Source organism: Martelella endophytica, assembly GCF_000960975.1.
In the GTDB taxonomy this organism is placed as follows: Bacteria; Pseudomonadota; Alphaproteobacteria; order Rhizobiales; family Rhizobiaceae; genus Martelella; species Martelella endophytica.
In genome coordinates, this window is the sequence record NZ_CP010803.1 from 3186424 (window position 1) to 3212027 (window position 25604).

24 protein-coding genes are annotated in these 25604 nt (G+C 62.8%); 8 read left to right on the plus strand and 16 right to left on the minus strand.

What is annotated here, in order from left to right:
• Positions 1-41: 41 nt before the first annotated feature.
• The 8 genes from TM49_RS14560 to rpsF all read right to left on the minus strand — a co-directional run bounded on the left by TM49_RS14560 (position 42) and on the right by rpsF (position 7710).
• Positions 42-617 carry a CvpA family protein gene (locus tag TM49_RS14560; protein WP_045682313.1) on the minus strand — a complete coding sequence of 192 codons (576 nt, stop codon included), beginning with the start codon at positions 615-617 and terminating at the stop codon, positions 42-44.
• A 60-nt stretch (positions 618-677) separates the two neighbouring features.
• Positions 678-2075, minus strand: a complete 1398-nt coding sequence (gene radA / locus TM49_RS14565) for a DNA repair protein RadA (RefSeq protein WP_045682315.1) — start codon at positions 2073-2075, stop codon at positions 678-680.
• A gap of 20 nt (positions 2076-2095) precedes the next feature.
• The gene (gene alr, locus TM49_RS14570; protein ID WP_045685276.1) at positions 2096-3265 is read right to left on the minus strand and encodes an alanine racemase; all 1170 of its coding nucleotides are present in this window, start codon (positions 3263-3265) and stop codon (positions 2096-2098) included.
• A gap of 62 nt (positions 3266-3327) precedes the next feature.
• Positions 3328-4812, minus strand: coding sequence for a replicative DNA helicase (locus tag TM49_RS14575; protein WP_045682317.1), 1485 nt, complete (start codon positions 4810-4812; stop codon positions 3328-3330).
• Between the two features lie 433 nt (positions 4813-5245).
• On the minus strand, positions 5246-5875 hold the full coding sequence (gene rplI / locus TM49_RS14580; protein WP_045682319.1) for a 50S ribosomal protein L9: 630 nt from the start codon (positions 5873-5875) through the stop codon (positions 5246-5248).
• Between the two features lie 12 nt (positions 5876-5887).
• Complete coding sequence (locus TM49_RS14585) at positions 5888-6847, minus strand: membrane protein (RefSeq protein ID WP_045682320.1); 960 nt, start codon at positions 6845-6847, stop codon at positions 5888-5890.
• Between the two features lie 141 nt (positions 6848-6988).
• A complete protein-coding gene (gene rpsR / locus TM49_RS14590; RefSeq protein WP_045682322.1) occupies positions 6989-7237 on the minus strand; it encodes a 30S ribosomal protein S18 in 249 nt (82 codons plus the stop codon).
• 26 nt (positions 7238-7263) lie between these two features.
• On the minus strand, positions 7264-7710 hold the full coding sequence (gene rpsF, locus TM49_RS14595) for a 30S ribosomal protein S6 (protein WP_045682324.1): 447 nt from the start codon (positions 7708-7710) through the stop codon (positions 7264-7266).
• A gap of 545 nt (positions 7711-8255) precedes the next feature.
• On the opposite strand from rpsF, the gene poxB reads away from it, so the two are divergent.
• Complete coding sequence (poxB, locus tag TM49_RS14600) at positions 8256-9974, plus strand: ubiquinone-dependent pyruvate dehydrogenase (protein ID WP_045682326.1); 1719 nt, start codon at positions 8256-8258, stop codon at positions 9972-9974.
• 266 nt (positions 9975-10240) lie between these two features.
• Here the strand turns inward: poxB and TM49_RS14605 are convergent, their stop codons facing one another.
• From TM49_RS14605 to TM49_RS14620, 4 genes are all read right to left on the minus strand, one after another.
• Complete coding sequence (locus TM49_RS14605; protein ID WP_045682328.1) at positions 10241-10744, minus strand: SRPBCC family protein; 504 nt, start codon at positions 10742-10744, stop codon at positions 10241-10243.
• On the minus strand, positions 10745-11077 hold the full coding sequence (locus tag TM49_RS14610; RefSeq protein ID WP_045682330.1) for an ArsR/SmtB family transcription factor: 333 nt from the start codon (positions 11075-11077) through the stop codon (positions 10745-10747).
• Positions 11078-11165: 88 nt separating this feature from the next.
• Positions 11166-12086, minus strand: a complete 921-nt coding sequence (locus TM49_RS14615) for a sodium:calcium antiporter (RefSeq protein WP_082074916.1) — start codon at positions 12084-12086, stop codon at positions 11166-11168.
• Between the two features lie 121 nt (positions 12087-12207).
• The gene (locus TM49_RS14620) at positions 12208-13251 is read right to left on the minus strand and encodes an aldo/keto reductase (protein ID WP_045682334.1); all 1044 of its coding nucleotides are present in this window, start codon (positions 13249-13251) and stop codon (positions 12208-12210) included.
• 207 nt (positions 13252-13458) lie between these two features.
• Between TM49_RS14620 and fabD the strand changes: the two genes are divergently transcribed.
• From fabD to gmk, 7 genes are all read left to right on the plus strand, one after another.
• Positions 13459-14403, plus strand: coding sequence for an ACP S-malonyltransferase (gene fabD, locus TM49_RS14625; RefSeq protein ID WP_045682336.1), 945 nt, complete (start codon positions 13459-13461; stop codon positions 14401-14403).
• A 28-nt stretch (positions 14404-14431) separates the two neighbouring features.
• A complete protein-coding gene (gene fabG, locus TM49_RS14630) occupies positions 14432-15169 on the plus strand; it encodes a 3-oxoacyl-[acyl-carrier-protein] reductase (RefSeq protein WP_045682338.1) in 738 nt (245 codons plus the stop codon).
• A gap of 272 nt (positions 15170-15441) precedes the next feature.
• A complete protein-coding gene (locus TM49_RS14635; RefSeq protein WP_018062986.1) occupies positions 15442-15678 on the plus strand; it encodes an acyl carrier protein in 237 nt (78 codons plus the stop codon).
• A gap of 339 nt (positions 15679-16017) precedes the next feature.
• Positions 16018-17280 (plus strand): beta-ketoacyl-ACP synthase II, encoded by a 1263-nt coding sequence (fabF, locus tag TM49_RS14640; RefSeq protein ID WP_045682339.1) that lies wholly within the window; start codon positions 16018-16020, stop codon positions 17278-17280.
• Positions 17281-17455: 175 nt separating this feature from the next.
• A complete protein-coding gene (mltG, locus tag TM49_RS14645; RefSeq protein WP_045682340.1) occupies positions 17456-18595 on the plus strand; it encodes an endolytic transglycosylase MltG in 1140 nt (379 codons plus the stop codon).
• Between the two features lie 131 nt (positions 18596-18726).
• Positions 18727-19614, plus strand: coding sequence for a YicC/YloC family endoribonuclease (locus TM49_RS14650; protein ID WP_045682341.1), 888 nt, complete (start codon positions 18727-18729; stop codon positions 19612-19614).
• A gap of 3 nt (positions 19615-19617) precedes the next feature.
• Positions 19618-20262: a guanylate kinase gene (gene gmk / locus TM49_RS14655; RefSeq protein ID WP_045682343.1), complete on the plus strand. Its 645-nt coding sequence runs from the start codon at positions 19618-19620 to the stop codon at positions 20260-20262.
• A gap of 13 nt (positions 20263-20275) precedes the next feature.
• On the opposite strand, the gene rsmA is transcribed toward gmk, so the two are convergent.
• From rsmA to TM49_RS14675, 4 genes are all read right to left on the minus strand, one after another.
• Positions 20276-21106 carry a 16S rRNA (adenine(1518)-N(6)/adenine(1519)-N(6))-dimethyltransferase RsmA gene (rsmA, locus tag TM49_RS14660; protein WP_045682345.1) on the minus strand — a complete coding sequence of 277 codons (831 nt, stop codon included), beginning with the start codon at positions 21104-21106 and terminating at the stop codon, positions 20276-20278.
• Positions 21103-22107, minus strand: coding sequence for a 4-hydroxythreonine-4-phosphate dehydrogenase PdxA (gene pdxA, locus TM49_RS14665; RefSeq protein ID WP_045682347.1), 1005 nt, complete (start codon positions 22105-22107; stop codon positions 21103-21105). The genes rsmA and pdxA overlap by 4 nt, the downstream gene beginning before the upstream one ends.
• A gap of 4 nt (positions 22108-22111) precedes the next feature.
• The gene (locus TM49_RS14670) at positions 22112-23065 is read right to left on the minus strand and encodes a peptidylprolyl isomerase (RefSeq protein WP_045685277.1); all 954 of its coding nucleotides are present in this window, start codon (positions 23063-23065) and stop codon (positions 22112-22114) included.
• Positions 23066-23277: 212 nt separating this feature from the next.
• On the minus strand, positions 23278-25563 hold the full coding sequence (locus tag TM49_RS14675) for an LPS-assembly protein LptD (RefSeq protein ID WP_045685278.1): 2286 nt from the start codon (positions 25561-25563) through the stop codon (positions 23278-23280).
• Between the last annotated feature and the right edge of the window lie 41 nt (positions 25564-25604).

Consider the following 25604-nt stretch of genomic DNA (forward strand, 5'->3'; position numbering starts at 1 on the left):
CAAGGCCCGTCCGAAATTGTGGTTGAGCGAAGTTCGGTATCTTACGCCGGCAAATGGGGGGCCGGTGGAATAATTGCAATCACATTCCCGTCAACGACCGCGAACAGCTGGTCGCCAGGGAGGGAGGCTTCGGGGCCGGGTCCGCCCGGCAGAAGCGATTCGAGCTTTGTCGCCAGAATGTCGAGCGCCGGTTTCGATTTGGCATTGCGGATCCAGTCAGGGCTCTGGGCATCGCCAACGAGCCAGTTCCAGAACGCAACGGCGACCGCGAGAATCAGCACGCCGCGCACCACGCCGAACACGAAACCGAGCGAGCGATCGAGAGCGCCAGCGCGGCTGTCCATAATATAGTCCGCAAACCGTGACGTGACCAAGGAGATAAGTATCAGCGCCACGAGAAAAATGATGGCGAAGGCGCCGGCCATGGCGATCCGGTCGTCACCGAGGAAATTTTCCAGGGGAGGCGCGAGATAGGGATAGCCGAAATATCCGATGACGGCCGAAAGGCCCCAGGCGAGGATCGACATGATTTCACGCGAAAAACCACGAACCATCGCGAGGAGGGCGGAAAACACAATGACGAGGAGAACGATCAGATCGAACAACGTGACTGGCATTCAAAGCTCCGCTTGTCCTTCGGCCGCAAGCGGCCGGGCGTCGAATTCCCGCATGCAGGCCTAGTCGTCCGGGTCGGACATGGCCGCCTTCGAGCCTGCAATGCGGACGACGAGATCCGGCAATGCCGATAACTCGTTCAACCCGCCTGTCTTCTGCGTTGCAACTTCGGCCGAGCCTGCCGGCAGGCAGGCACCGGAAAAGCCGAGCTTCAACGCTTCCTTCAGCCTCTGGGCCGCATGCGACACCGGCCGGATGGCACCGGAAAGACTGACCTCGCCGAAATAGACACAATCGGCGGGGAGAGCAAGTCCGGCGAGCGAGGAAATCAGTGCGGCGGCAACCGCGAGGTCTGCCGCAGGTTCGCTGATGCGGTATCCGCCGGCGATGTTGAGGTAGACATCGTGATTGCCGAGCCTGACCCCGCAATGCGCTTCGAGCACGGCGAGGATCATCGAAAGCCGTGAGGAATCCCAGCCGACAACGGCTCTTCGCGGTGTGCCAAGCGAGGTCGGCGCCACCAGCGCCTGCACCTCGACCAGCACCGGTCGCGTGCCCTCCATGCCGGCAAACACGGCAGCGCCCGGCGCCTTGTCGTTGCGTTCGCCGAGAAACAGTTCCGACGGATTGGCAACTTCGCGCAGCCCGATATCGCTCATTTCGAACACGCCGATCTCGTCGGTCGCGCCGAAACGGTTCTTCACTGTGCGCAGGATTCGGTAATGGTGGCCGCGTTCGCCCTCGAAATAGAGCACGGCATCGACCATGTGCTCGACAACGCGCGGGCCGGCAATCTGCCCTTCCTTGGTGACGTGGCCGACCAGCACCATGGCGGCGCCCGTCTGCTTGGCAAAGCGGATCATCGCCTGCACGCCGGTGCGCACCTGCGTCACTGTGCCGGGCGCGGCTTCCGCCATGTCCGACCACAGCGTCTGGATCGAATCGATGATCACGAGGTCCGGGCGCTGGCCTTCGGCAAGCGTCGCAAGAATGTCCTCGACATTGGTTTCAGCGGCGAGCAGCACGGCCGTGTCTGAAGCGCCGAGCCTCTTGGCGCGAAGCCGCACCTGGGCGATGGCTTCCTCGCCCGACACATAGATGACCCGATGGCCCTGGCGCGACAGCGCGGCAGCCGCCTGCATCAGCAGCGTCGATTTTCCGATGCCCGGATCGCCGCCGACCAGCACCGCCGAGCCGCGCACGAAACCGCCGCCTGTCACCCGGTCGAGTTCGGCAATGCGGCTTTCGACGCGCGGCGCCTCTTCGCTCTCACCATCAAGGGCGACGAGGGCGACCGGGCGGCCCTTCTTCGGCGCCCGCGCCGGGCCGCCGCCGATGCCGGCTGCCGGATTGTCTTCGATGATCGTGTTCCAGGCGCCGCAGGCGTCGCAACGTCCCGCCCAGCGCGGATGCACCGCGCCGCAATTCTGGCAGATGAACTGGGTCTTCGGTTTGGCCAAGGTCTCTTCCTTGTCGCGTCTCAGTCCGGCTGGGTATAACGGCGGGTGTAGCGCAAGCCAAGGGATGTCAGCATTTCATACCCGATCGTGCCCGCCGCAGCTGCCGCCTCGTCGAGCGGCATGTTCGGGCCGATGAGTTCGATATAGTCACCGGCGCGGATGGTTCTTTCAGGAACATCGGTGACATCGAAAATGGTCATATCCATGGTGATACGTCCGGCGATCGGCACGCGGTGTCCCGCGACGAAGCCGTAGCCACCCTGTTCGACGGCGCCGCGCAGCGGCGTACCGGAGCCTGAAAGTGCCCGGTGATAGCCGTCCGCATAGCCTGCCGCCACGATCGCAAGCCGGCTGTCGCGGGAAAGCGTCGTCGTGGCGCCGTAGCTCACCGTCTCGCCAGCGCGCGCGCTGCGGATCTGAACGATCCGCGCCTCCGCCGTCGCCACGGGCCTCAGCCGCTTCGACGTTCCGACCTGCGAATCGCCGCCATAGAGCGCGATCCCCGGCCGGGTCAGGTCGAAGTGATAGTCGGAGCCGAGAAAGATGCCGGCAGACGCCGAAAGACTGGCCTCGATGCCCTCAAAGGCATTGGCGACCTGACTGAAGCGGGCAAGCTGCTCGACATTCATCGGCGACGCCGGATCGTCACCGCAGGCGAGGTGCGAGAGCACCAGCACGGGCTCGATGTTGGCAGGGCGAGATGCGTCGCCGGCAAACGCAATCGCTTCCTCCGGCGTCAGGCCGAGGCGGTTGAAGCCGGTGTCGACCTGCAGGGCGCAAGGATAGGGGCCGGGTACCACCGAAGTGAAGAAGGCGATCTGCTCCTCGCTCGCCAGCACCGGCACGAGGTCGTAGCTGAAGAAAAGCGCTTCGGTCCCCGGCCACATGCCGGACAGCACGAAAATGCGCGCATCCGGCGCAAATTCCCGAAGCGTCGCCCCTTCTTCCGGCACGGCAACGAAGAAATCCTGAGCGCCGGCTGCATAGAGCGCTTCGCCGACATCCTCGATGCCGAGGCCGTAGGCATCCGCCTTCAGGACGGCCGCCGTGCGCGCGCCGCCTGAAAGCGCGCGCATCGTCTTCCAGTTTTCGACGATCGCGCCGAGATCAACCGTCAGCCGGGCAGGGGCGGTATCGAAAACCTGTGATTCGTCCTCGTCATCGATAAGATCGTTCGAATAATCGTTCATGAAATCGCCGTTCGTTGCGTCGTTGCGGCGAATATAGCGCGATTGCGCCAAATGCCACAGGATTATTCGTCGAAGTTTGAGAATGACGGGTCGGCCAGGTCGGCAAACCGGGTGTAGGCTGCCTGGAAGGCGAGGTTGGCGGTTCCGGTCGGTCCGTGACGCTGCTTGGCGATGATCACGTCGGCCGTGCCGCGCACCTTCTCATACTTCATCTTCCACTCGTCATAGGCCGGATCGTCCGGATCGCGCGGCTCGAGGTTCTGGACGTAATATTCCTCACGGAACACGAACAGCACCACGTCGGCGTCCTGCTCGATCGAGCCCGATTCGCGAAGGTCGGAAAGCTGCGGGCGTTTGTCCTCGCGGTTTTCCACCTGACGGGAGAGCTGGGAGAGCGCGATGATCGGTGCGTTCAGCTCCTTCGCCAGCGCCTTGAGGCCGGTGGTGATCTCGGTCACCTCCTGCACGCGGTTGTCGCCGGATTTCTTTGAGCCGGTCATCAGCTGCACATAGTCGACCACCAGGAGGTCGAGGCCGCGCTGGCGCTTCAGCCGGCGGGCGCGGGCGGAAAGCTGGGCAATCGAGATGCCACCGGTCTGGTCAATGTAGAGCGGCACCTTCTGCATGGTCTGCGAGCAGGCCACCAGCTTATCGAAATCGGCCTCGGTGATGTCACCGCGGCGGATCTTCGAGGAGGAGACCTCGGTCTGCTCCGAGATGATACGGGTGGCGAGCTGTTCGCCGGACATTTCGAGCGAGTAGAAGGCAACAACGCCGCCCTGTTTGGCCTCGATCGTGCCATCGGGCAGCACTTCCGGCTCATAGGACGAAGCGACGTTCCAGGCGATGTTGGTGGCAAGCGATGTCTTGCCCATGCCGGGACGGCCGGCGAGGATGATAAGGTCCGAACGCTGCAGGCCGCCCATCTTGTTGTCGAGGGTGTGGATGCCAGTCGAGATGCCGGAAAGGTGGCCGTCGCTCTCGAACGCCTTGCCGGCCATCTCGATGGCGATGGTGACGGCATTCTCAAACGTCTGGAAGCCGCCCTCGTAACGGCCGGTCTCGGCCAAGGCGAAGAGCTTGCGTTCGGTATCCTCGATCTGTTCGCCGGGCGTCAGGTCGATCGGCGCGTCGTAAGCCGTGTTGACCACGCCTTCGCCGATATCGATGAGCTGGCGGCGGATGGCGAGATCGTAGATCGTGCGCCCGTAATCCTCGGTGTTGATGATGGTGACCGCTTCCGCGGCGAGGCGAGCGAGATACTGCGACACCGTCATGTCGCCGACCTTCAGGTCGGAGGGGAGGTGGGTCTTCAGCGTGATCGTGTTGGCGATCTTGTCCATGCGGATCGTGTCGCCGGCAAGCTCGTAGATCTTGCGGTGCAGCGGCTCGTAGAAATGCTCGGGCTTGAGAAAGTCCGAGACGCGGTAGAAAGCGCTGTTGTTGACGAGGATTGCGCCAAGAAGCGCCTGTTCGACTTCCAGATTGTTCGGCGCCTCGCGCTGTGGCGTGGCCTGAAAGGAGGATGAGGGCAGGATATCGTTCATTGGCTTTTCCGGAGTTCCCGACTGGATGAGACGAGCATAGTCGATTGCGCCTTCTGCCGCATCCGACCTGACCTTATTACCCGGTCTGTGCCCACGATCCACGGAATTCACAGGCTGGAGAAATAAACCGGGCCGCAGGCGCGAAAATCTGGCCCGCCGCCTTGACACGACTCATCACTGGTAAAGCCGCATGATACACCGGCGAGCGAAGATGAAAAATGCCTGCCGGCAACCCTCAGACCTGTCAGTCCCCAATCTCCCCCCTTGAGGGGGAGATGTCGCGAAAGCGACAGAGAGGGGTAGAGGGCGTAAGCCCTGAAAGCCACAATCTCCGAATTTGCCGATAGGGTTCACCCCTCTCTGCCCCTGTCACACAAAAAGCCGGGCCACATCGCTGCGGCCCGGCCTTTCAAATGCAATCGGACAAGAAAACTTACTTGTCGTCTTCCTCTTCGCCGGCTTCTTCGCCTTCGGCAGAGGCTTCTTCCTGCTCGTCCTCGATGTCGTAGTCGGCATCGGGGTTGAAGAAGTCTTCCGGACGCAGCGCGTCTTCGTCGACGCCGTAGATGGCTTCGGCGGAGGTGAGGTCTTCACCCTTGGCCTGGCGCTCGGCTTCTTCGGTGGTGCGGGCAACGTTCAGCTCGATGGTGATCTCGACCTCGGCATGGAGGTGGATTTCAACCTCGTGCACGCCAACCGTCTTGATCGGGGCGTTGAGAACGACCTGGTTGCGCGAGATGTTGAAGCCTTCGGCGGCCAGGATCTCGATCACGTCGCGGGCAGCGACCGAACCGTAGAGCTGGCCGGTTTCGCCAGCGGCGCGAACGGCGATGAAGGACTTGCCGGCAAGTACGTCGGCCACTTCCTGGGCTTCGTTCTTGCGCTCGAGGTTGCGGGCTTCGAGAACGGAGCGTTCGGCTTCGAAGCGGGCCTTGTTGGCGGCGTTGGCGCGCAGCGCCTTGCCGGCCGGCAGGAGGTAGTTACGGGCATAGCCGTCGCGGACCTTGACGGTCTGGCCCATCTGGCCGAGCTTGGCGATGCGTTCAAGCAGGATGACTTCCATGGTTCATTCCTTTCACTGGTTGTCGGAGGACGCGCCCGGCGACAGGGCAATGGCGCGCCGCGTATCAAGAAGACCCATGGTCACGAAGATCAGGGCCGGGAAGCTGAAGATCAGCGAGAGATAAGAGAGAATGATCACCGGCACGGCCCAGCTCTTGCCGCGGGCGGCAAGGTGCATGCGGGCGAGGCCGGCGAGCATGAAGCCGCCACCGAAGGCGCCGAGGCAGGCAGCGCCCACAAGGCCGATCGTGCCGCCGAAGAAGGTGGCGATCAGCGCCGCGACGAACACGAAGATGGCATTGGTATGCATGCGCAGCGACTGCGCCACATCCTCGCGCGGACGGCGGCTGAGGCCGGCGGCGCCGACGATGCGGGTGGCGAAGTGGAAGGCGACGAACAGCAGAACGACCGAGGTCGCGCCCTGCACCATCGGCAGCATCAGCGTGAACATGCCCTTGAACTGGTCGATCACAGCCTGATCGGCGGCCAGCTCCGGGTTCTGCGTCACCAGCGCATCCATGAAACTGTCGACCAGCGCGCCGGTCGTTTCCGGGCCGTAGCCGGCGACCGTGCCGAGGATGACGAGCGCGAGCGTGATCGCGGCGCATAGATGCAGCAGGATGTCGGAGAGCGGATACCAGGCCGTCAGCCCCTCCGGCCCGCCGATCTCGTTAGCCGGGCGGGCGAGGTTGCCGAGGTGGCTCAGCCAGCCGGCCGGCACCAGCGTCACCGCCAGCATGTAGAGCGCGAAGAAGGGGGAGGCGAGGGCCGCGCCAAGCGCGCCGGCAACGATGATCGCAATGATCGCCGCGATATTGCCCCAGCCGAGGCCGGCAATCAGGATCGGCAGTGCGGAAGCGGCGGCGAGAAGCGTGGAAAACAGGAGATTGAAGCTCGCCGCCATGGCCAGCATGAATGCCGCCACGCCGGAAAGCGCGCCAATCGCCAGAATTTTCACGTTGAAATTCTTCATCTCGCTGTCCTGCTTTTCGCAGTTAGGGAAAACGCTCGTTTCCCAACCTGGGTATCTTCAAGCTGCTGCGCGCCCACCGCGCCGGAGCCGGTTGCGAAAGGCGACGGGCGCCTTTCGCGAATGCATTGTCGACGTCAGGCCTTACGAAACGACGTAGGGCAGAAGGCCGAGGAAGCGGGCGCGCTTGATGGCGCGAGCCAGCTCACGCTGCTTCTTCTGGCTGACGGCGGTGATGCGGGACGGAACGATCTTGCCGCGCTCGGAAATGTAGCGCTGCAGGAGGCGAACGTCCTTGTAGTCGATCTTCGGAGCGTTGGCGCCGGAGAAGGGGCAGGTCTTGCGACGACGGTTGAACGGGCGACGCTGCGGAATAGAAGCGATAGCTACCATGATATGTTCTCCTTAATCTCGCAAAATCAGGCGCGCGGGCGGCGTTCGCCGCGATCGCCACCACGGTCGCCACGATCACCGCGATCGCGGTCACCACGGCCACCATCACGATTGTCGCGGCCGCCATCGCGGCGCGGACGGTCGTCACGGTCGCGCTTCTGCATCATTGCGGAAGGGCCTTCCTCGTGCGCTTCGACCTTGATGGTCATGTAGCGCAGGATGTCTTCGTTGATGCGCATCTGGCGTTCCATCTCGTGGATCGCGGCCGCCGGGGCGTCGATGTCCATCAGGGCATAGTGCGCCTTGCGGTTCTTGCGGATGCGGTAGGTCAGGGACTTGAGGCCCCAGTTTTCGATACGGCCGACCTTGCCGCCGTTTTCTTCGATCAGACCCTTGTACTGTTCGACGATAGCGTCGACCTGCTGGGCCGTGATGTCCTGGCGGGCCAGGAACACGTGTTCGTAAAGTGCCATAGGTTTTGCCTTTCTTGCATCTTTGGTCCGTTCCTCGGCGGCTAAGCCTCAACGACTGCTCCTGAGGGCGGACCCAGCAAGAAAAGCGCTATGACGAGACGGTCGAGAGCGGCGACACGGGAGGCTGCGCATTGTTGCGCCAAACGTCTTCGATGCGGACAATCCCACACCCAAAACGGCCCTCCGTTCAGCCACCAGCCTGAAGACCGGACCTGCGGATGAGCGGCTTATACGGATTTTTGGCGGGAATGCAAGGGGTGCGAGAGGGTGTAAGGAGCGAGGTTGGACTGTATGTAGGCTTTGCGCTCCCAAGCCGGGCTTTCACGGCGAACGGCGTCCTTACGAAAAGCTGCCGTTTGTTCGGATTACACCAAGGTCCTGAGAGATGAGCTGTATTTTCGCGCGCAACGCCGCGATTGTAATCCATTTTGCAGCGATGAAGCCCAAAACCTTGACCCCGAACCGCCGAAGCGTAGCTTAACATAAGCGCCACACAGAACGCCAAACGAGGGCGCCCCTGATCCGCTTTTGAAAGGACGCTGCCGATGACCTCTCTTGCCAAACTTCTTGTCGAAACACTCGCCGCCGCCGGGGTGACGAGGATCTGGGGCGTGACGGGTGACAGCCTCAATGCCGTCGACGGTGCCCTGCGCGAGAACGGCGAGATCGCGTTCATGCATGTCCGAAACGAAGAGGCCGGCGCATTTGCCAGCGGCGCAGAGGCGGCGGTCACGCGCAAGCTGGCGGTCTGCGCGGGCAGTTGCGGACCGGGCAACCTGCACCTGATCAACGGGCTCTACGACTGCTACCGCAACCGGGTCCCTGTGCTCGCCATCGCGTCGCATATCCCCTCGACCGAGATCGGACTGGGCTTCTTCCAGGAAACCCATCCCACGAAACTGTTTGAAGAATGCAGCGACTTTTGCGAACTCGTCACCACGCCCAAGCAGATGCCTGGCGTTCTGCACAGGGCCCTGCGGACGGCCATCGGGCAAAATACCGTCTCGGTTATCGTGATGCCCGGAGACGTGTCGCTTCAGAACTTCGACGGCGACACACCGGTCTTTGTGCCGCCATCACCGGTGCGCCGCGTGCCGGTCGATGCCGATATCGCGGCCGCGGCGGACCTTTTGAACGGGTCGCGTAACGTCACGATCTTGGCGGGGGCCGGCACAGCGGGCGCGCATGACGAGGTCGTGGCGCTGGCCGACGCGCTGAAAGCGCCGATCGTTCACGCCTTCCGCGGCAAGGAAGTCATGGAATGGGACAACCCTTTCGACGTGGGCATGACCGGACTGATCGGCTTTTCGTCTGGGTATCAGGCGATGAAAGACTGCGACACGCTTTTGATGCTCGGTACCGACTTTCCCTATCGGAACTTCTATCCCGAACACGCCAAGGTCATCCAGGTTGACCGCGAGCCCGGCGCGCTCGGCAAGCGTGTGGCCCTGACGATGGGGATCGAGGCCGACGTTGTCGAGTTTGCCCGGATGATCACGCCGAAGATCGACGACGGCCGGCCGCACGAGTTCCTCGAAAAAGCGCGCAAGCATTATGCCAACGCGCGCCGTGACCTTGACGATCTGGCGACCCCGACCAAGCCGGGTAAACCCATGCACCCGCAATATATCTATTCCGTCGTCAACGAGGTGGCCGCAGAGGATGCGATCTTTACCGTTGACGTGGGCACGCCCGCAATCTGGTCTGCGCGCTATCTCAAGACCAATGGCAAGCGCAGGCTTATCGGCTCTTTCAATCATGGCTCCATGGCCAACGCGATGCCGCAGGCGCTGGGGGCGCAGGCAGCGTTTCCGGACCGGCAGGTCGTGTCGATGTCGGGCGATGGTGGGGTGGCTATGCTGTTCGGCGAATTGCTGACGGCCGTGCAACTGAACCTGCCTGTCAAGATCGTGGTGCTGAACAACGGCACACTCGGCTTCGTGGAGCTGGAACAGAAGGCGGCCGGCTACCTGCCCGAGAATGTCGGCTTGCAGAATCCCGATTTCGCAAAGGTCGCGGAGGCCATCGGCCTGAAGGGCATCCGTGTCGAGGCGGCCAGCGATCTCAGAGGCGCGCTGCAGGAAGCCTTCGCCTACGACGGCCCGGCATTGGTCGACGTTGTGTCGAACCGACAGGAGCTGGCCATGCCGCCGACCCTCGAGGCCAAGGAGGGCATAGGGTTCAGCCTCTACGGAATGCGCGCGATCCTCAACGGACGCGGGAACGAAATCGTGGAACTGGCCACCAGCAACCTCTTCAGATGAGCGCAGCGGAATCGGTCGGTATCTTGCATCTCATCGGGCGTTGAAACAATCAGACGGAAAGACCAAAAGGCAAGATCGCCATATGCGAACAAAAGCGCTGTGCGGAGCCATTGGGTTACCAACATGGCCGCTTTTCAACTTCGGTGTTCTGAAGCGGACAGGCTGAAGACGGCCCCGTTTCCGCCGAGGGTGGGAAAGAAAGCGGCCGCCTCATAGCCTGGGCTGCTGTCAGGCAGACAGGCAGGTTTGGGGGGCAGCGGTTGCGTTTAGGCCGTCAAGGTCGGCAACAGTTCGTCCAGCCGATCCAGGGTGGAGGCCATGCCGGCTTCCAGACCCATGTCGATGGCCTTCTGCAGGTCCTCGCCCGATGCGTAAACCACGACCGTCGTGACCATGGTCCGCCCGGACGCGTCTTCGAAGGTGACCGTCCACCGCGAGCGGGGCATATCCGGGTTGATGCTTCCGGCCGCATTGCTGAAACCATCCATGGCCGTATAGCCGGTCGTTGGGTGGATGGAGATGTAGTCCAGGCGGTTCCAGTATTCGTCGCCCTCAGGCGTCACCATGGCGTAGTGCCAGTATCCGCCGTCGCGGAACTCCATCTGCTTGGTTTTGGTGGAGAGCGGCTTTGGCGCGAACCATTGGTCAAGCAGCTCGCTCTTCGTGTGGCAATCCCAGACGAGCTGTCGATTGGCGGCGAACTCGCGCGAAATCGTCAGGGTGCGGCTCTCCTTGTCGGCCTTGAAATCGTAATGCAAATCAGCTGCCATCTACTTCGACTCCAGTTTTGCGAGGAGGTTATCGAGGTTGGCGTATCGGCTCTGCCAAACCCTGTTTTGCTCTTCAAACCATCGTTCCGCCGCGACGAGACGTTCGCGGTCGACGGAACAGGTTCGCACCCGGCCCTTCTTGTTGCAGCTGATGAGCTGCGCGCTTTCCAGGACGGATATGTGTTTGAGGAAGGATGGCAAAGCCATCGCAAAGGGCTCCGCAAGGTCCTTGACCGTCGCCGGTCCGCCGACGAGCCGGGCAACGACCGCCCTTCGCGTCGGATCCGAGAGGGCGTGAAAGACATGGTCCAGTTCGCTGCGTTCATTAGCCATACGGCTAACTATTATGCTTCGCATCCAAGGTCAATGGGGGACAATAGGGGGCCGGTACCGGGCGCCGCCGCCCGATATGCCCGAGAGCCTAAACCAACACCCCAATATACCCCGCATAGGCCGCAATCATCACCACGCCCGTCGCCCGGTGAAATTTCGGTGCGAAGAACAGCATGCCGGCGAAGAAGACGGAGGCTGCCAGCATCACCGGCACGTCGAGCATGGCGAAGCCGGACGGCACGGGCAGGGGGGCGATGAGGGCGGTGGCGCCGAGAATGCAGAGGGTGTTGAAGATGCACGAGCCGGTGACATTGCCGATGGTGACGTCGGAATGGCGCTTGGTGGCGGCAATCACGGCGGTCGCCAATTCCGGCAGGCTGGTGCCGACGGCGACGACGGTGAGGCCGATCACCGAATCGGACACGCCGAAATGGGCGGCAAGCGCGGTTGCGCCGCGGATCAGGAATTCGGCGCCTGCAATCAGCAGCGCCAGCCCGGCGGCGATCAGGGCGACCATCTTCCAGACCGGCAGGCCCGTGTCGAAGACGGTGTCCTCGTCGATATCGGCGGCGCGGGCGGCCCTGTAGGTGCGGAACAGGTAGAGCGCCAGAAGCGCCAGCAGCATGGCGCCGGCAAGATGCGAGATGATGCTGAACTGTACCAGCGCCAGCAGCACCACGGCGGAGAGGAGCATGGCGGCCGCATCGCGGCGCACGCTGCGGTCCCAGCCGGAAATCGGGAAGATGATGGCGGCAAGGCCGACGATCAGCAGGATATTGGCGATGTTGGAGCCGACGACATTGCCGAGCGCAATGCCCGGTGCGCCGGTCAGAGCAGCGCGGACGGAGACGAGCAGCTCGGGCAAGGAAGTGCCGAAACCGACAATCAGCAGTGATGCGATCAGCGGCGAGATCCCCACCCGCCGCGCGGTCGCCACCGCTCCGCCAACCAGCCATTCGGCACCGAAATAAAGCCCGAGCAGGCCGGCCGCTATCAAGATGTAATCCACAATATCCCCTTTGCCCTCGTCATACATGGTCGCGGCCGGAACGTTTCCGCTCCGGCCGCCAACCCTTCAGATGAGATATGGGCATTGTTCGGCGCATGACAATGCGCAAGCGCGACGGTTTTCAGATCGGCATCGGATATTGCCGGTGAACCGCGGCGATCTCACGCAGCACGTCGTCGGAAAGCGTCACTTCGGCCGCACCGATATCCGTCTTCAGTTGCGCAAGCGAGGTCGCGCCGACAAGGGCCGCGGTGATGAACGGCCGGGTCAGCACGAAGGCAATCGCCATCTGCGCGGGATCGAGGCCGTGGCGTTCGGCAATCGCGCAATAGGCCTCGACCGCCGGCTCCTGATGCGGCTTCAGGCGGCCGCCGAGGCCGGGATTGAACACCGCGCGCGAACCTTCCGGGATATGGCCGTTGCGATACTTGCCGGTGAGAAGCCCGGTTGCCAGCGGCGAGAAGGCGAGCAGGCCGACATCCTCGTAATAGGAGAGCTCGGCCATATCGAGGTCGTGGTGGCGGTAGAGCAGGCTGTATTCGTTCTGGATCGTCGCGATCCGGGCGCGGTCCTTGCGTTCGGCAAGCGCCAGATAGCGCATGGCGCCCCAGGAAGACTCGTTGGAAAGCCCGATGGCGCGGATCTTGCCGGCCTTCACCAGTTCGTCGAGCGTATCGAGGATGACTGCGATGTCGGTTTCGACCTGGTAGCGGTCCTCGCCATAGGGGTTGTAGTCCCACGAGTTGCGGAAATGGAAATGGCGGCGGTTCGGCCAGTGGATCTGGTAGAGGTCGAGATAGTCCGTCTTCAGCCGCTTCAGGCTGGCATCGAGCGCATCGCGGATGATCTGTGGCGTCGTCGGCTTGCCGCCATGGATCCACGGGCGTCCGGGGCCTGCGACCTTGCTTGCCAGCACGATATCATCGCGCTTGCCACGCTTTTCGAACCATGTGCCGATATAGGCCTCGGTGCGGCCATAGGTTTCGGGGCCGGCGGGGGTGACAGGATAGAGCTCGGCGGTATCGAAGAAATTCACGCCGTTTTCCACGGCATAATCCATCTGCGCGTGCGCTTCGTCCTCGCTGTTCTGCGTGCCCCATGTCATGGTGCCGAGGCAGATTTCGGACACTTCGATGCCTGTGCGACCTAACGTATTGGTTTTCATGAATTTACCTTCGGGAAGCGCGGGAGGGTGAGGGGAGAAATCTAGCGGCAACGCCGGCGAGCGCAAGTCACGCCTTCTTTTTTCTGCCGCATTGCCGCCGGAGAAACGGCGCGTCGCGCACTTGACTTGCGGGCGCGAAGTGTGAATTGGAAAGCTTTTCCGGCGGGGGACCGCCGATTGGAACGCAAGCGGAAGGGGCTGATAACAATGGCAGTCGCATTCACCTTTCCCGGCCAGGGAAGCCAGAGTGTGGGCATGGGCAAGGCGCTCACCGAGCAGTTCGCCGCCGCCCGCCACGTCTTCGAGGAAGTGGACGATGCGCTCGGCGAAAAGCTGTCGCGCACCATCTTCGAAGGGCCGGAAGACGCGCTGCAGCTGACCGCCAACACCCAGCCGGCGCTGATGGCCGTTTCGCTCGCCGTCGTGCGCGTGCTGGAAGCCGAAGGCCTCGATCTGAAGGCCGACATCTCTTATGTGGCCGGCCATTCGCTCGGCGAATATTCGGCGCTCTGCGCCGCCGGCACGTTCTCGCTTGGCGACACGGCCCGGCTGCTGCGCATCCGCGGCAACGCCATGCAGAAGGCGGTTCCGGTGGGCAAGGGCGCGATGGCGGCAATCATCGGTCTTTCCGATGAGGATGTCGAAGCCGTCTGCAAGGAAGCTTCCTCGCTCGGCGTCTGCGAGATTGCCAACGACAATGGCGGCGGCCAGCTGGTCATCTCCGGCGAGAAGACGCCCGTCGAAAAGGCGGCCGAGCTTGCCAGCGCCAAGGGCGCCAAGCGCGCCATCCTGCTGCCGGTCTCCGCGCCCTTCCACTCTTCGCTGATGCGGCCTGCGGCCGATGCCATGGAGGAAGCGCTTGACGGGGTCAAGAAGTCCATTCCGGTGGTTCCCGTGATTGCCAATGTCAGCGTCGAGCCGGTCGAGGATCCGGACGAGATCGCGAAGCTGCTGGTGGCGCAGGTCACCGGCCGCGTGCGCTGGCGCGAGACGGTCTCCTGGTTTGCCGCGGCCGAAATCGCCACACTTTATGAACTCGGTGCCGGCAAGGTCCTTTCCGGCCTTGCACGCCGCATCGACCGCTCCCTGAACGCCGTTTCCGTCGGCACGCCGGAGGATATCGACGGCGTGCTGAAGGCGATCAAGGGCTGAGACGAATTCATTCCGAAGGGGATATGACATGTTGGATCTGACCGGCCGCAAGGCACTGGTAACGGGCGCAAGCGGCGGCATCGGCGAATCCATCGCCCGCAAGCTGCATGCCCAGGGCGCAATCGTCGGCCTGCACGGCACGCGCGCCGAAAAGCTGGAGGCGCTGGCAACCGAACTCGGCGAACGCGCCCATGTGTTCGCCGCCAACCTTTCCGACCGTGAGGCCGTCAAGGCGCTCGGCGAAAAGGCCGAGGCCGAGCTCGAAGGCGTGGACATCCTCGTCAACAATGCCGGCATCACCAAGGACGGCCTGTTCGTGCGCATGAGCGATGCGGACTGGGAAAGCGTGCTGGAGGTCAACCTGACGGCAGCCTTCCTGCTGACGCGGGCCGTGATGCACCCGATGATGCGCCGTCGCTATGGCCGCGTCATCAACATCACCTCGATCGTCGGCGTCACCGGCAATCCGGGCCAGGCCAATTACTGCGCCTCCAAGGCCGGCATGATCGGCTTTTCCAAGTCGCTGGCGCAGGAAGTTGCTCCCCGCAACGTCACCGTGAATTGCGTTGCGCCCGGTTTCATCGAGACCGCGATGACCGACAAGCTGAACGACAAGCAGAAGGAAGCGATTCTCGGCGCTGTGCCGATGAAGCGCATGGGCAGCGGTGATGACATCGCCGTCGCCGTCGCCTATCTCGCTTCTCAGGAAGCGGGTTACGTCACCGGCCAGACATTGCATGTCAACGGCGGGATGGCCATGATCTGAGGAAGGGCCGGTTTGCACCTTCGGCGGGCATCGATTTGCCTTTGATGGCTGCAAACAGGCGCTTTTTAGGCTTTGCGCCATGAACAAACCATGGTAAGCGGGCCGGGACTGCATTGAACAGTCCAAGTGCGATACCCGGTTTTTTGCGAACCGGGTATTTCCAAAGTGGGCTTTGGTTCACATGATTGCTGCCGCTTCCGCCCATGGAGCGGATGGCGCTAACTTCACCGGGCGTAATCCCGTGGAACTTGAGACAGGTCGAGGAAACCGACATGAGCGATATCGCAGAACGCGTTAAGAAAATTGTTGTAGATCACCTGGGCGTGGATGCCGACAAGGTTGTCGAAAGCGCGAGCTTCATCGACGATCTCGGCGCGGATTCGCTCGATACCGTCGAGCTGGTCATGGCCTTCGAAGAAGAATTCGGCGTCGAAATTCCCGATGATGCTGCTGATTCCATCCTGACGGTTGGCGACGCGATCAAGTTCATCGAAAAGGCCCAGGCCTGATCCATCGATGATGCTGAGGCGGGTTTGCAGCCAAGCTGAAAACCCGCCTTGCCCGGCCCGGTCATACGGGCCTTTTTTTATCCGCCGACACGCTGGCCCACGGCCCCCGCTATGATTTTTGCTGGACCATGGGTGGCGTTTCGGGGAACATCGACAAAGCCGGATCGTCCTGCGTTGAGGCCAGAAAGGCCCAGCCATGAGCGCGGCCCGGCCGGATTTCCGAACCGGAGCGCAAGGTCCGCAAGGCAATCGGTTCCCTGACAGATGCGCCGGATCCGCTCGGATAATGCGCAGCGTCAGGACATGACAAGAACAATGAGGCAAGGGGGCGATCCGACAATGAGGCGTGTCGTAATCACCGGTCTGGGTATGGTAACGCCGCTTGGATGCGGCGTTGATGTCACATGGTCGCGACTGCTCGAGGGCAGGAACGGGGCCAGCAAGGTCACTGCCTTCGAGGTCGAGGATCTGCCGGCGAAGATCGCCTGCTCGATCCCGCTCGGCGATGGCTCGGACGGCACCTACAACGCCGACCAGTGGATGGAGCCCAAGGAACAGCGCAAGGTCGACCCGTTCATCGTCTATGCGATGGCCGCCGCCGACATGGCGCTTGCCGATGCCGACTGGCATCCCGAAAGCGATGAAGACCAGATTTCCACCGGCGTCCTGATCGGCTCCGGCATTGGCGGTCTCGATGGCATTGTCGAGGCCGGCTACACGCTGCGCGATCGAGGCCCGCGCCGGGTCTCGCCCTTCTTCATCCCGGGTCGTCTGATCAATCTGGCCTCTGGCCAGGTTTCGATCCGCCACAAGCTGCGCGGCCCTAACCATTCGGTGGTTACCGCCTGCTCGACCGGCGCGCACGCGATCGGCGATGCAAGCCGTCTGATCGGCTTCGGCGATGCCGATGTGATGGTCGCCGGCGGCACGGAGTCGCCGATCTGCCGTCTGTCGCTCGCGGGCTTTGCCGCCTGCAAGGCGCTCTCCACCGATTTCAATGATGATCCGCAGCGCGCCTCGCGTCCCTACGACGTCGATCGTGACGGCTTTGTCATGGGCGAGGGCGCCGGTGTCGTGATTCTGGAAGAGCTGGAGCATGCCAAGGCGCGCGGCGCCAAGATCTATGCCGAAGTTGTCGGCTACGGTCTGAGCGGTGATGCCTATCACATCACTGCGCCCAGCGAGGATGGCGAAGGCGCCTTCCGCTGCATGACCTCGGCGCTGAAGCGCGCCGGCATCTCGGCCGCAGACGTCGACTACATCAATGCCCACGGCACCTCGACGATGGCCGATACCATCGAGCTTGGAGCGGTCGAACGCCTGCTCGGCGATGCGGCAAGCAAGGTCTCGATGTCCTCGACGAAATCGGCGACCGGCCATCTTCTCGGTGCGGCCGGCGCGATCGAGGCGATCTTCTCGACGCTGGCGATCCGCGACAACATTGCGCCACCGACGCTGAATCTCGACAATCCCGAGCGCGAGACGCCGATCGACCTCGTTCCGAAGGTGGCCCGCAAGCGCAATATCGATGTTGCGCTGTCGAACTCCTTCGGCTTCGGCGGCACCAACGCCTCGCTGGTGCTGAGGCGATACGCCGACTAGCGCCGCGACACCGCAAGCATAAGTCCGCACCTGTGGACGGAGAAAAGAAACGGCTGACATCATGCAGCCGTTTTTTTATCAGAGATCGACGCCAATTGCTGCGTGCGGCCGAATGGACCACGCTTGTAACGCCGGTGGTGCGCCGGTTTCGTGATGATTGTCGGAAGGGGGCCCGGTGAGCGGTCAGGACCAGGGACGCGAACATTCGGATACCTCCGGAAACGGGCGGCGGCCAATCGTGCCGAAATCGGCCAAGGAGGCGCTGCGGCCGGAGCGCGTGCCGCCACCGGTGCAGCGTTCCCGCAAGGCCAAGAGCCAGGTCATCGTCTTCCTGAACTTCCTGATGACGCTCGTTGTGCTCGGCTGTGCTGCTGCGATCGGCATCTATTACTACGCCATGTCGAGCTACCGCGACCCCGGTCCGCTTGCCGTCAACACCGAGTTCACCGTGCGCAGCGGGACGGGCCTCGCAACCATCTCCCGCGATCTCGAGAATGCCGGAATCATCAGTGATTCGCGTATCTTCCGCTATGTCACGACCGCCCACATGCGTGATGGCGAGACGCTGAAGGCCGGCGATTACGAGATCAAGGCGGGCGCCTCGATGCAGGAAATCGCCGACTTGTTCGAATCGGGAAAGACCATCCTGTTCAGCATATCCTTCCCGGAGGGGCTGACGGTCCAGGAGATCTTCGACAAGCTCGCAGAGGATCCGGATCTTGCGGGCGATCTGCCCGATGAACTGCCGCCGGAAGGCAGTCTGATGCCGCAGACCTTCAGGTACAGCCGCGGTACGGCGCGTACCGAGATCCTCGCCCAGATGGAGGCCGGCCAGCAGAAGCTGGTGGATGACATCTGGCTGAAGCGCGATCCCGATCTGCCGATCGACAGCAAGGAAGAACTCGTCACGCTCGCCTCGATTGTCGAGAAGGAAACCGGTCTTGCCGAAGAGCGCCCCCGCGTGGCGGCGGTCTTCCTCAACCGGCTGAAGAAGGGCATGCGGCTGCAATCTGACCCGACGGTGATCTACGGACTTTTCGGCGGCGAAGGCAAACCCTCCGACCGGCCGATCTACCGGTCCGATCTCGAAAAGGAAACGCCCTACAACACCTACCGCATCAACGGACTGCCGCCGGGCCCGATCGCCAATCCCGGCCGTGCGGCGCTTGAGGCTGTAGCCAATCCCGCCCGTACCGAAGACCTCTATTTCGTCGCCGACGGCAGCGGCGGGCATGCCTTTGCCTCGACGCTCGACGATCACAATGCCAATGTTCGGCGCTGGCGCGAACTCGAGGCGCAGGAACAATCCAACTGACGATCCTCGCGCCTGTCTTCTCGTTTCGCCGAGTGCTATAGACGTTTGCGAGACAGGGCGAAGCCTTCCCGCGGCACGAACCGATGGGATGGCCCTTCGTCGGACAGTCGGCCACGGGTTATGGGGGACGCATGAAACTGCAATCGATGACCGGATTTTCCCGCAGCCACGGCGAGGCCGGGCGTTATCGCTGGGCATGGGAACTGCGTTCGGTGAACGGCAAGAGCCTCGACGTCAGGCTGCGGCTGCCACCCGGATTCGACCATATCGAGACCGCCGTCCGCAAGCTCGCTGCCGAGCGTTTCACCCGCGGCAACCTTCAGGTCGGCTTGTCGGTGACGCTGTCGGAAAGCCGGTTGGAACTGGTGGTCAACGATGCGGCGCTGGCGGCCGTCACGAGCCTGAAGGACCGGCTCGGTGACCGCATTGCCGACACGCCGCTGACGCTTGAGGGTCTGCTCGGCCTGCGTGGTATCGCCGAATTCCGTGAGGTCGAGGAAGACGATACGGCGCTCGAGGCGCGCGACCGGCAGGTGCTTGATGGACTTGAGGCGGCACTTGTGGCGCTTGCCGAGATGAGGGCCGTGGAAGGCGCGAAGCTCGCGGATGTGCTCTTTCGCCAGATCGACCGCATCGAAACCCTCGCCGAAACCATCGAGAACGACCCCGCCCGCAGCCCGGAAGAGATTGCGGCCCGGTTGGCCGATCAGGTTTCCCGCCTTGTCGAGGCAGCGCCTTCGCTTGACAGCGAGCGGCTCTACGCCGAGGCGGTGCTGCTTGCGACGAAGGCGGATCTGCGCGAGGAAATCGATCGTCTCTATGCCCATGTGGCGGCAGCGCGCGAGCTCATCGCTGCCGGTGAACCCTGCGGCCGGAAACTCGATTTCCTGGCGCAGGAATTCAACCGCGAGGCCAATACCATCTGCTCGAAATCCAATTCAGTGACCATCACGGCAGCGGGCCTTGAACTGAAAACGGTTATCGATCAGCTTCGTGAACAGGTTCAGAATCTGGAGTAAATCATGGCGGACATCGCTGAAAATCCCGGCCGCCGTCGAGGGGTCATGCTGGTTCTGGCGGCGCCGTCCGGCGCGGGCAAATCGACGATCGCGCGACGGCTGCTTGCCGAGGACCCGATGATCGACCTTTCCATTTCCGCGACCACGCGCGGACGGCGCAAGAGCGAGGAAGAGGGCATTCATTACTTCTTCCTGACGCCTGAAGCCTTCATGGAAAAGCGCGATGCCGGAGCCTTTCTGGAATGGGCAGCGGTCCACGGCAATTTCTACGCAACGCCGCGCGATGCTGTCGAGCGTTCGCTTGCTGCGGGCCGCGACGTGCTTTTCGACATCGATGTCCAGGGTGCCGAGCAGCTCAAGCGAAAGATGCCCGAGGATGTTGTCGGCATCTTCGTTCTGCCACCATCGATGGAGGCGCTGAAGGCGCGGCTCAATGCCAGGGCCGAAGACAGCAAGGCGGCGATGGAAGTCCGACTTGCAAACGCCACCGGCGAGATCGCGCGCTGGCATGACTACGAATATGTCGTGATCAACGACGACCTCGACGACGCCTACGATCTCGTGCGCTCGATCCTGCGCGCCGAACGCGCCAAGCGTGAGTACAAGAGCGTCATCCCCCACCATGTCGAGGCGCTGCTCGGCGAATAGCCGAAGGCACGCCTCAGCCGATTGCGTTCGCGAGGGCGCAGAATTCGGCGACGGAGAGCGTCTCCGCCCTGCGGGTCGGATCGATGCCGGCGCGCTCGAGCAAGGCCTCGCCGCCGAGGCTCTTGACGCTCTGGCGCAGCATCTTGCGCCGCTGGCCGAAGGCGGCCTGCGTGACGCGTTCCAGCGCCTCTGCCGCGACCGCTAGGGGCGCTTCCCGCGGCGTGAGATGAACCACGCTGGAGGTGACCTTCGGCGGCGGCGTGAAGGCCTGCGGCGGTACATCGAAGGCGATCCGCGCCTCCGTGCGCCAGCCTGCAAGAACGCCAAGCCTGCCATAGTGTCCGTCGCCGGGACCGGCGACGATCCGCTGGGCGACTTCCTTCTGAAACATCAGCGTCAGCGATTGCCAATAGGGTGGCCAGCTGCCTGGCAGAAGCCAGTTCACCAGGAGCTGGGTGCCGACATTGTAGGGCAGGTTGGCGATAATCTTGACCGGCGCGTCGCCGGCAAGGGTCGCAAAATCGACCTTCAGCGCATCGCCCTCGATGATTTCGAGCCGTCCGGGATAGCGTTCGCCGATCTCCCGCAGCGCCGGCAGGCAGCGCTCGTCCCGTTCGATGACTGTGAGGCGTGCCGCGCCCAGCGACAGGATGGCGCGGGTCAGGCCGCCGGGCCCGGGGCCGACCTCGATGACATGGGCGCCTTCCAGCGAACCGGCGTTGCGCGCGATCTTCTGTGTCAGGTTGAGGTCGAGAAGGAAATTCTGGCCGAGTGCCTTCTTCGCGTTCAACTCATGGGCGGCGAGCACGTCACGCAGCGGCGGCAGATCGTCGATCGCACTCATGCGGCCCGCTCCGCCATCGTTGCGGCAAGCCTCAGCGCCGCTTCCAGGCTGCCGGGATCGGCAATGCCGCGCTGGGCGATGTCGAAGGCCGTGCCGTGGTCGGGCGAGGTGCGGATGAAGGGAAGGCCAAGGGTAACGTTGACGCCTTCCTCGAAGCCGAGGGTCTTGACCGGGATCAGAGCCTGATCGTGATACATGCAGATCGCCGCATCATAACGCTCGCGCGCCGCGCGGTGGAACATGGTGTCGGCGGGCAGGGGACCGGCGATGTCGAAGCCCTCCTCGCGCAAGGCCTCAAGCGCCGGGCGGACGATCTCTTCGTCCTCACGGCCAATCGTACCTTGCTCGCCGGCATGCGGGTTGAGACCGGCAACGGCAAGCCGCGGCCTGACGATGCCGAGGCGCGCTGAAAGGTCACGGGCGGTGATGCGGATCGTTTCGACGATGAGGTCGTGGGTCAGGGCCTCCGGCACGTCCTTCAGCGGGATGTGAATGGTGACAGGCACGACCTTCAGCGCACTGCAGGCGAGCATCATCACCGGACGCAGGGTCGTGCCGGTTTCGCGGCGGCTGAGTTCGGCGAGATATTCGGTGTGGCCGGGGAAACCGAAACCGGCACCATAGAGCACCGATTTTGCGATCGGGTTGGTGACGACGGCAGCGGTCTTGCCGCGCATCGTGAACTTGACCGCCATGTCGATCGCCGCGATCGTTCCCGGCGCCGTGCCGGAGTCGGGTTCTCCGGGCGCCACCTGCAGCGCCGCATCGATCGCGAAAACGGGAAGGGCGTCGGCAAACACGGACGCGGCGGTCTCGGGTGCTGCCGTCTCGATCGGCACGTCGAGACCCAGCATCGAGGCGCGCGCCTGCAATATGCGGGGATCCCCGAGATAAAGGAAGGCCGGCAGCGCGGTTTCGCGCCGACGGGACCATGCCTTGAGCGCGAGCTCCGGTCCGATCCCCGCCGGATCACCCTGCGAGAGTGCGAGTGGTTTGGTCATGACCTCAGGACTTGCCAGGGGTCACGATCGTCGCCTTGTCCTTCAGTTCCTTCATGTAGGTCTCGCTTTCCTTCTCCATGTCATCGGCGCCGGCATTTTCTTCGGTGCTGAGAACGAGACGGGCGGCATAGTCGTCGTCAGCGACCTTGCGCTCGCAGATGGCGAGGAACTCGGCGCCGATCGGCGTTGTGATGACCGAGGTGGTATCGCCCTTGGCCTTGACCACGGCATCCTTCCACTGCGCCGGCAGCTGCGGCTCGAGGAAGCGGCCGAGGTCGAGCACGGTGACGTCGTTCATGGACGCCGCAAAGGGAATGGCCTGGTCGCAGCCCGGGAATTTCGAGCGGGCGGATTCAGCCTCGCGCTTGCGCTTGGCGAGCAGCGAGCCGCGCTCCTTTTCCGGCACGACGAAGACGATGCGCTTCAGGATATATTCCGTCGTTTCCGGCTTCTTGCCTTCCTTCTCGGCTTCCTGGAGCTGGGCAATGAACTGGTCGTCGGACAGGAGCTGCTGATTGCCGTAGCGTGCCCTGAGAAGCCGGCTCCAGCTCATCGAAACGGCGATATAGAACTTGAAGTGTTCGACCCCGACGCCAGCCTTGTCGAGGATGGTGCCCATCTGGGCGACGGACATCTTGTTGCTGCTGGCGAAGTTCTTGAACGCGTCATCCACCTCGGTCTGGGTGACGGACATATTACGGAAGGCGATCTCGGATTGCTTGAGCGCCTGGTCGATCATGTCCTCGCGCGCCTGGGAATCAAGATTGCCCTTGGTGCCCATCAGGCGGAGCAGGTTGCGACGCTTGGTAATGTCGTCGTTGGTGATCGGGACATTGTTGACGACGAGCGCGATGTCGACGGTGCGTGCGGCAGCTGGAGCAGGCGCCACGGTGACGACGCTGGATACCGCAATGACGGCTGCGGCAAAAAGGGTGACTGGAAATCTTGCGGCTGTCATCTCTTGTCCTTTCAGGAGCGGTTTCGCCGACCGCTCTTGTGTTTCCTCGCATGCCTTCAGGCAGGTCGCAACAGGCAGGCCAACCGGCCGCCGCGACAATTTCTCTTGTCCGCGGCGACTGCGCCCGTGGCCCGATGGCCCGCAATCAGTTCAATGTTTTGTCCATTTTGCAGGCGAAAGCAAGGCATTGCCCCGTTTTCGGCTCCAGGTCATCACTGGAAAGTGCTGCTTCCGACGGAGCCGACGTCAAAATCGCCAAGCGTGCGGAGCGTCAGCCTGGCGCCGATGGTCCAGTCGACGGCCGACTGGTTGTCCGTGTCCCAGTTGTCCTGGTAGACGATCGAGAACGAGGTGCAGATGTCCTCATAGGTCAATCCGACCCAGCGGCGGGTCACGAGATTGTCGTCAAGGTCATAGGTGAGCGAGCCCGAAACGCCCCAATTGTCATTGAACCGGATCGTGCTTGTCGACTGCAGCTCGCTGTTCTCGTCTTCGTAGGCATAGCCTGGCTGGGCGCCGACATTGGTATAGGTCAGAGCCGTGTCGAAGCGGTGCGAGGTAAAGGCGATGCTGGCGTCCGTGCGGTTCAGGTCGAAGGTCTCCTGATCGAAGCGCGCACCGCCATTCAGCGAAACGCCGAACGGGAACTTGAGTGTCGCGCCGCCGACGAAGTCCGAGACATCGGATTCGAGGCCTGAATCGATGCCGACGCCGACCAGATCAGGCGTCGCATAGGAATTCAGTCCTGCGATCTGATAGGACTGGCCGAAAACGCCGTCGATGAGGATGTCGTTGTCGAACGTACCCCGATAACGGAAGCCGACATTGGCGCGCGTGCCGCCTTCGACGCGATCAAAGCCCGAAAACTTGTCGCGTTCGAACAGGTTCGAAGCGCCGAAGACGAAGCTCTGGGCATCTTCGTTCGGCAGGCCACCGGCATATTGCTCGTCCGGCCGCACGTAAATCTGGGCGATGGGCTCGATGATGTGCGAGCTGAAGCTGTTGCTCAAAAGCCAGGGATAGCGGACCTCAAGCCCGGCGGTGACCATGCCGCGCGCTGCCGCTTCCTGATCGACGAAGCTGCCGTCATAGCTGTAGCCGCTGATATTGTTCGGGTCGTCGACATTGAGCAGATAGCCGTCGGCGCGGGCCGACAGGAGTGGCGTGAACATGATGCCGCCGGGGCTGGTGAAGGTTCTCTCCCAGGTCGCCTCGGTGGTCAGTCTCGTGCTGTTGCCCTTGAGGCCGAGGAAGCGGTCATTGACGCTCGTCGTCTCGATATCATTGTGTTCGCGGACGATGTTCGTCAGGTTGCTGGTCACGGAAAGCTGACCGCCGAAAACAGGTTCGGGGGCGATGTAGTCATAGTCGATGACCGGCAGCGCGATTGCCTGCTGCTTTTCGGCGGCGTTTTGCGGGTCGGCGTCCTGAACGTCGAAGTAATTCAGCTTGGCGGAGAAGGCGCTGCGCTTTCCGAGCCCTTCAAGATAAACCTGATTGTTGAAAGTGTCGTCGTCATGGCCGGTGATCGAGTAGGTGCGGGCGAAATTGTTGTCGCTCTGCGCCATCACGTCCCAGCCGAAGACCCAGCGCGGATTGATCTGGAATTCGGCCGTCGAAGCGATCATCCCCCGCGCTTCGGCCTTGGCGTCGCTGGTATTGCTCGAAAACTGATCGCTGCCCATCTGATCGATGCCGGCGATGCGCAGGATATGCGTGCCGTTGCGATAGCGCTTGCGGTACTCGGCCTCGAGCAGGAAACCCTGCTCGGTATAGCCCGTGGTGGTCAAAGTGACGTCTGAGCTCGGCGTAATCGGAATGTAATAGGGTACCGAAAGGCCGAAACCGAGGTTCTCATCGACGCTGGCCGTCGGGAACAGGAAGCCGCGCTTGCGCTTGACGGTGCCATCGGGAACCGTGATCGACGGCATCACCGCAATCGTGCGGCCAAGAAGCTGGAAACGCGGGGCTTCCAGGCGAACCGTGTGGGTCTCGCCATTCTGGATGACGCGCTGGGCGCGGATCTGCCAGAAGGGCGGCTTTTCCGGGTTTTCGGAGCACGGCACGCAGGCGGTATAAACGCCGTTCTCGAGTTCCATCTGCTTGCCGTCGATGCGGGTCGCGCGTTCGCCGGCGATCGCGACATTGTCGGGCGTGCGGACGCTGATCGAGTTAAGGAAGCCGTTGGCGAAATCGTCAGTGACGTCGAGCTTTTCAGCGCTCAGCCGGTTGCCGGCCGGGTCGATGATCTCGATGCCGCCATAGGCCATTAGACGTCCGGCCTTCTGATCGTATTCGACCTTGTTGGCCACCATGCGATAGCCATTATAGGCGATCTGCACGCCGCCGAGGGCATAAACCTGCTGGGTGTCGTGATTATAGACGAGTTCGTTGGCCGTCAGCAGCATCGGGCCTTGCTGATCGGCCGGCGCCGTGAAGTCGCCGACGACGTCCTGCGCGCGTGCTAGTTCGACCGGCGCCAGACTGGCAGCCGTCATCGCGCCGGCAAGGGCGAAAACGAGGCGGTAAGAGCGTGCCG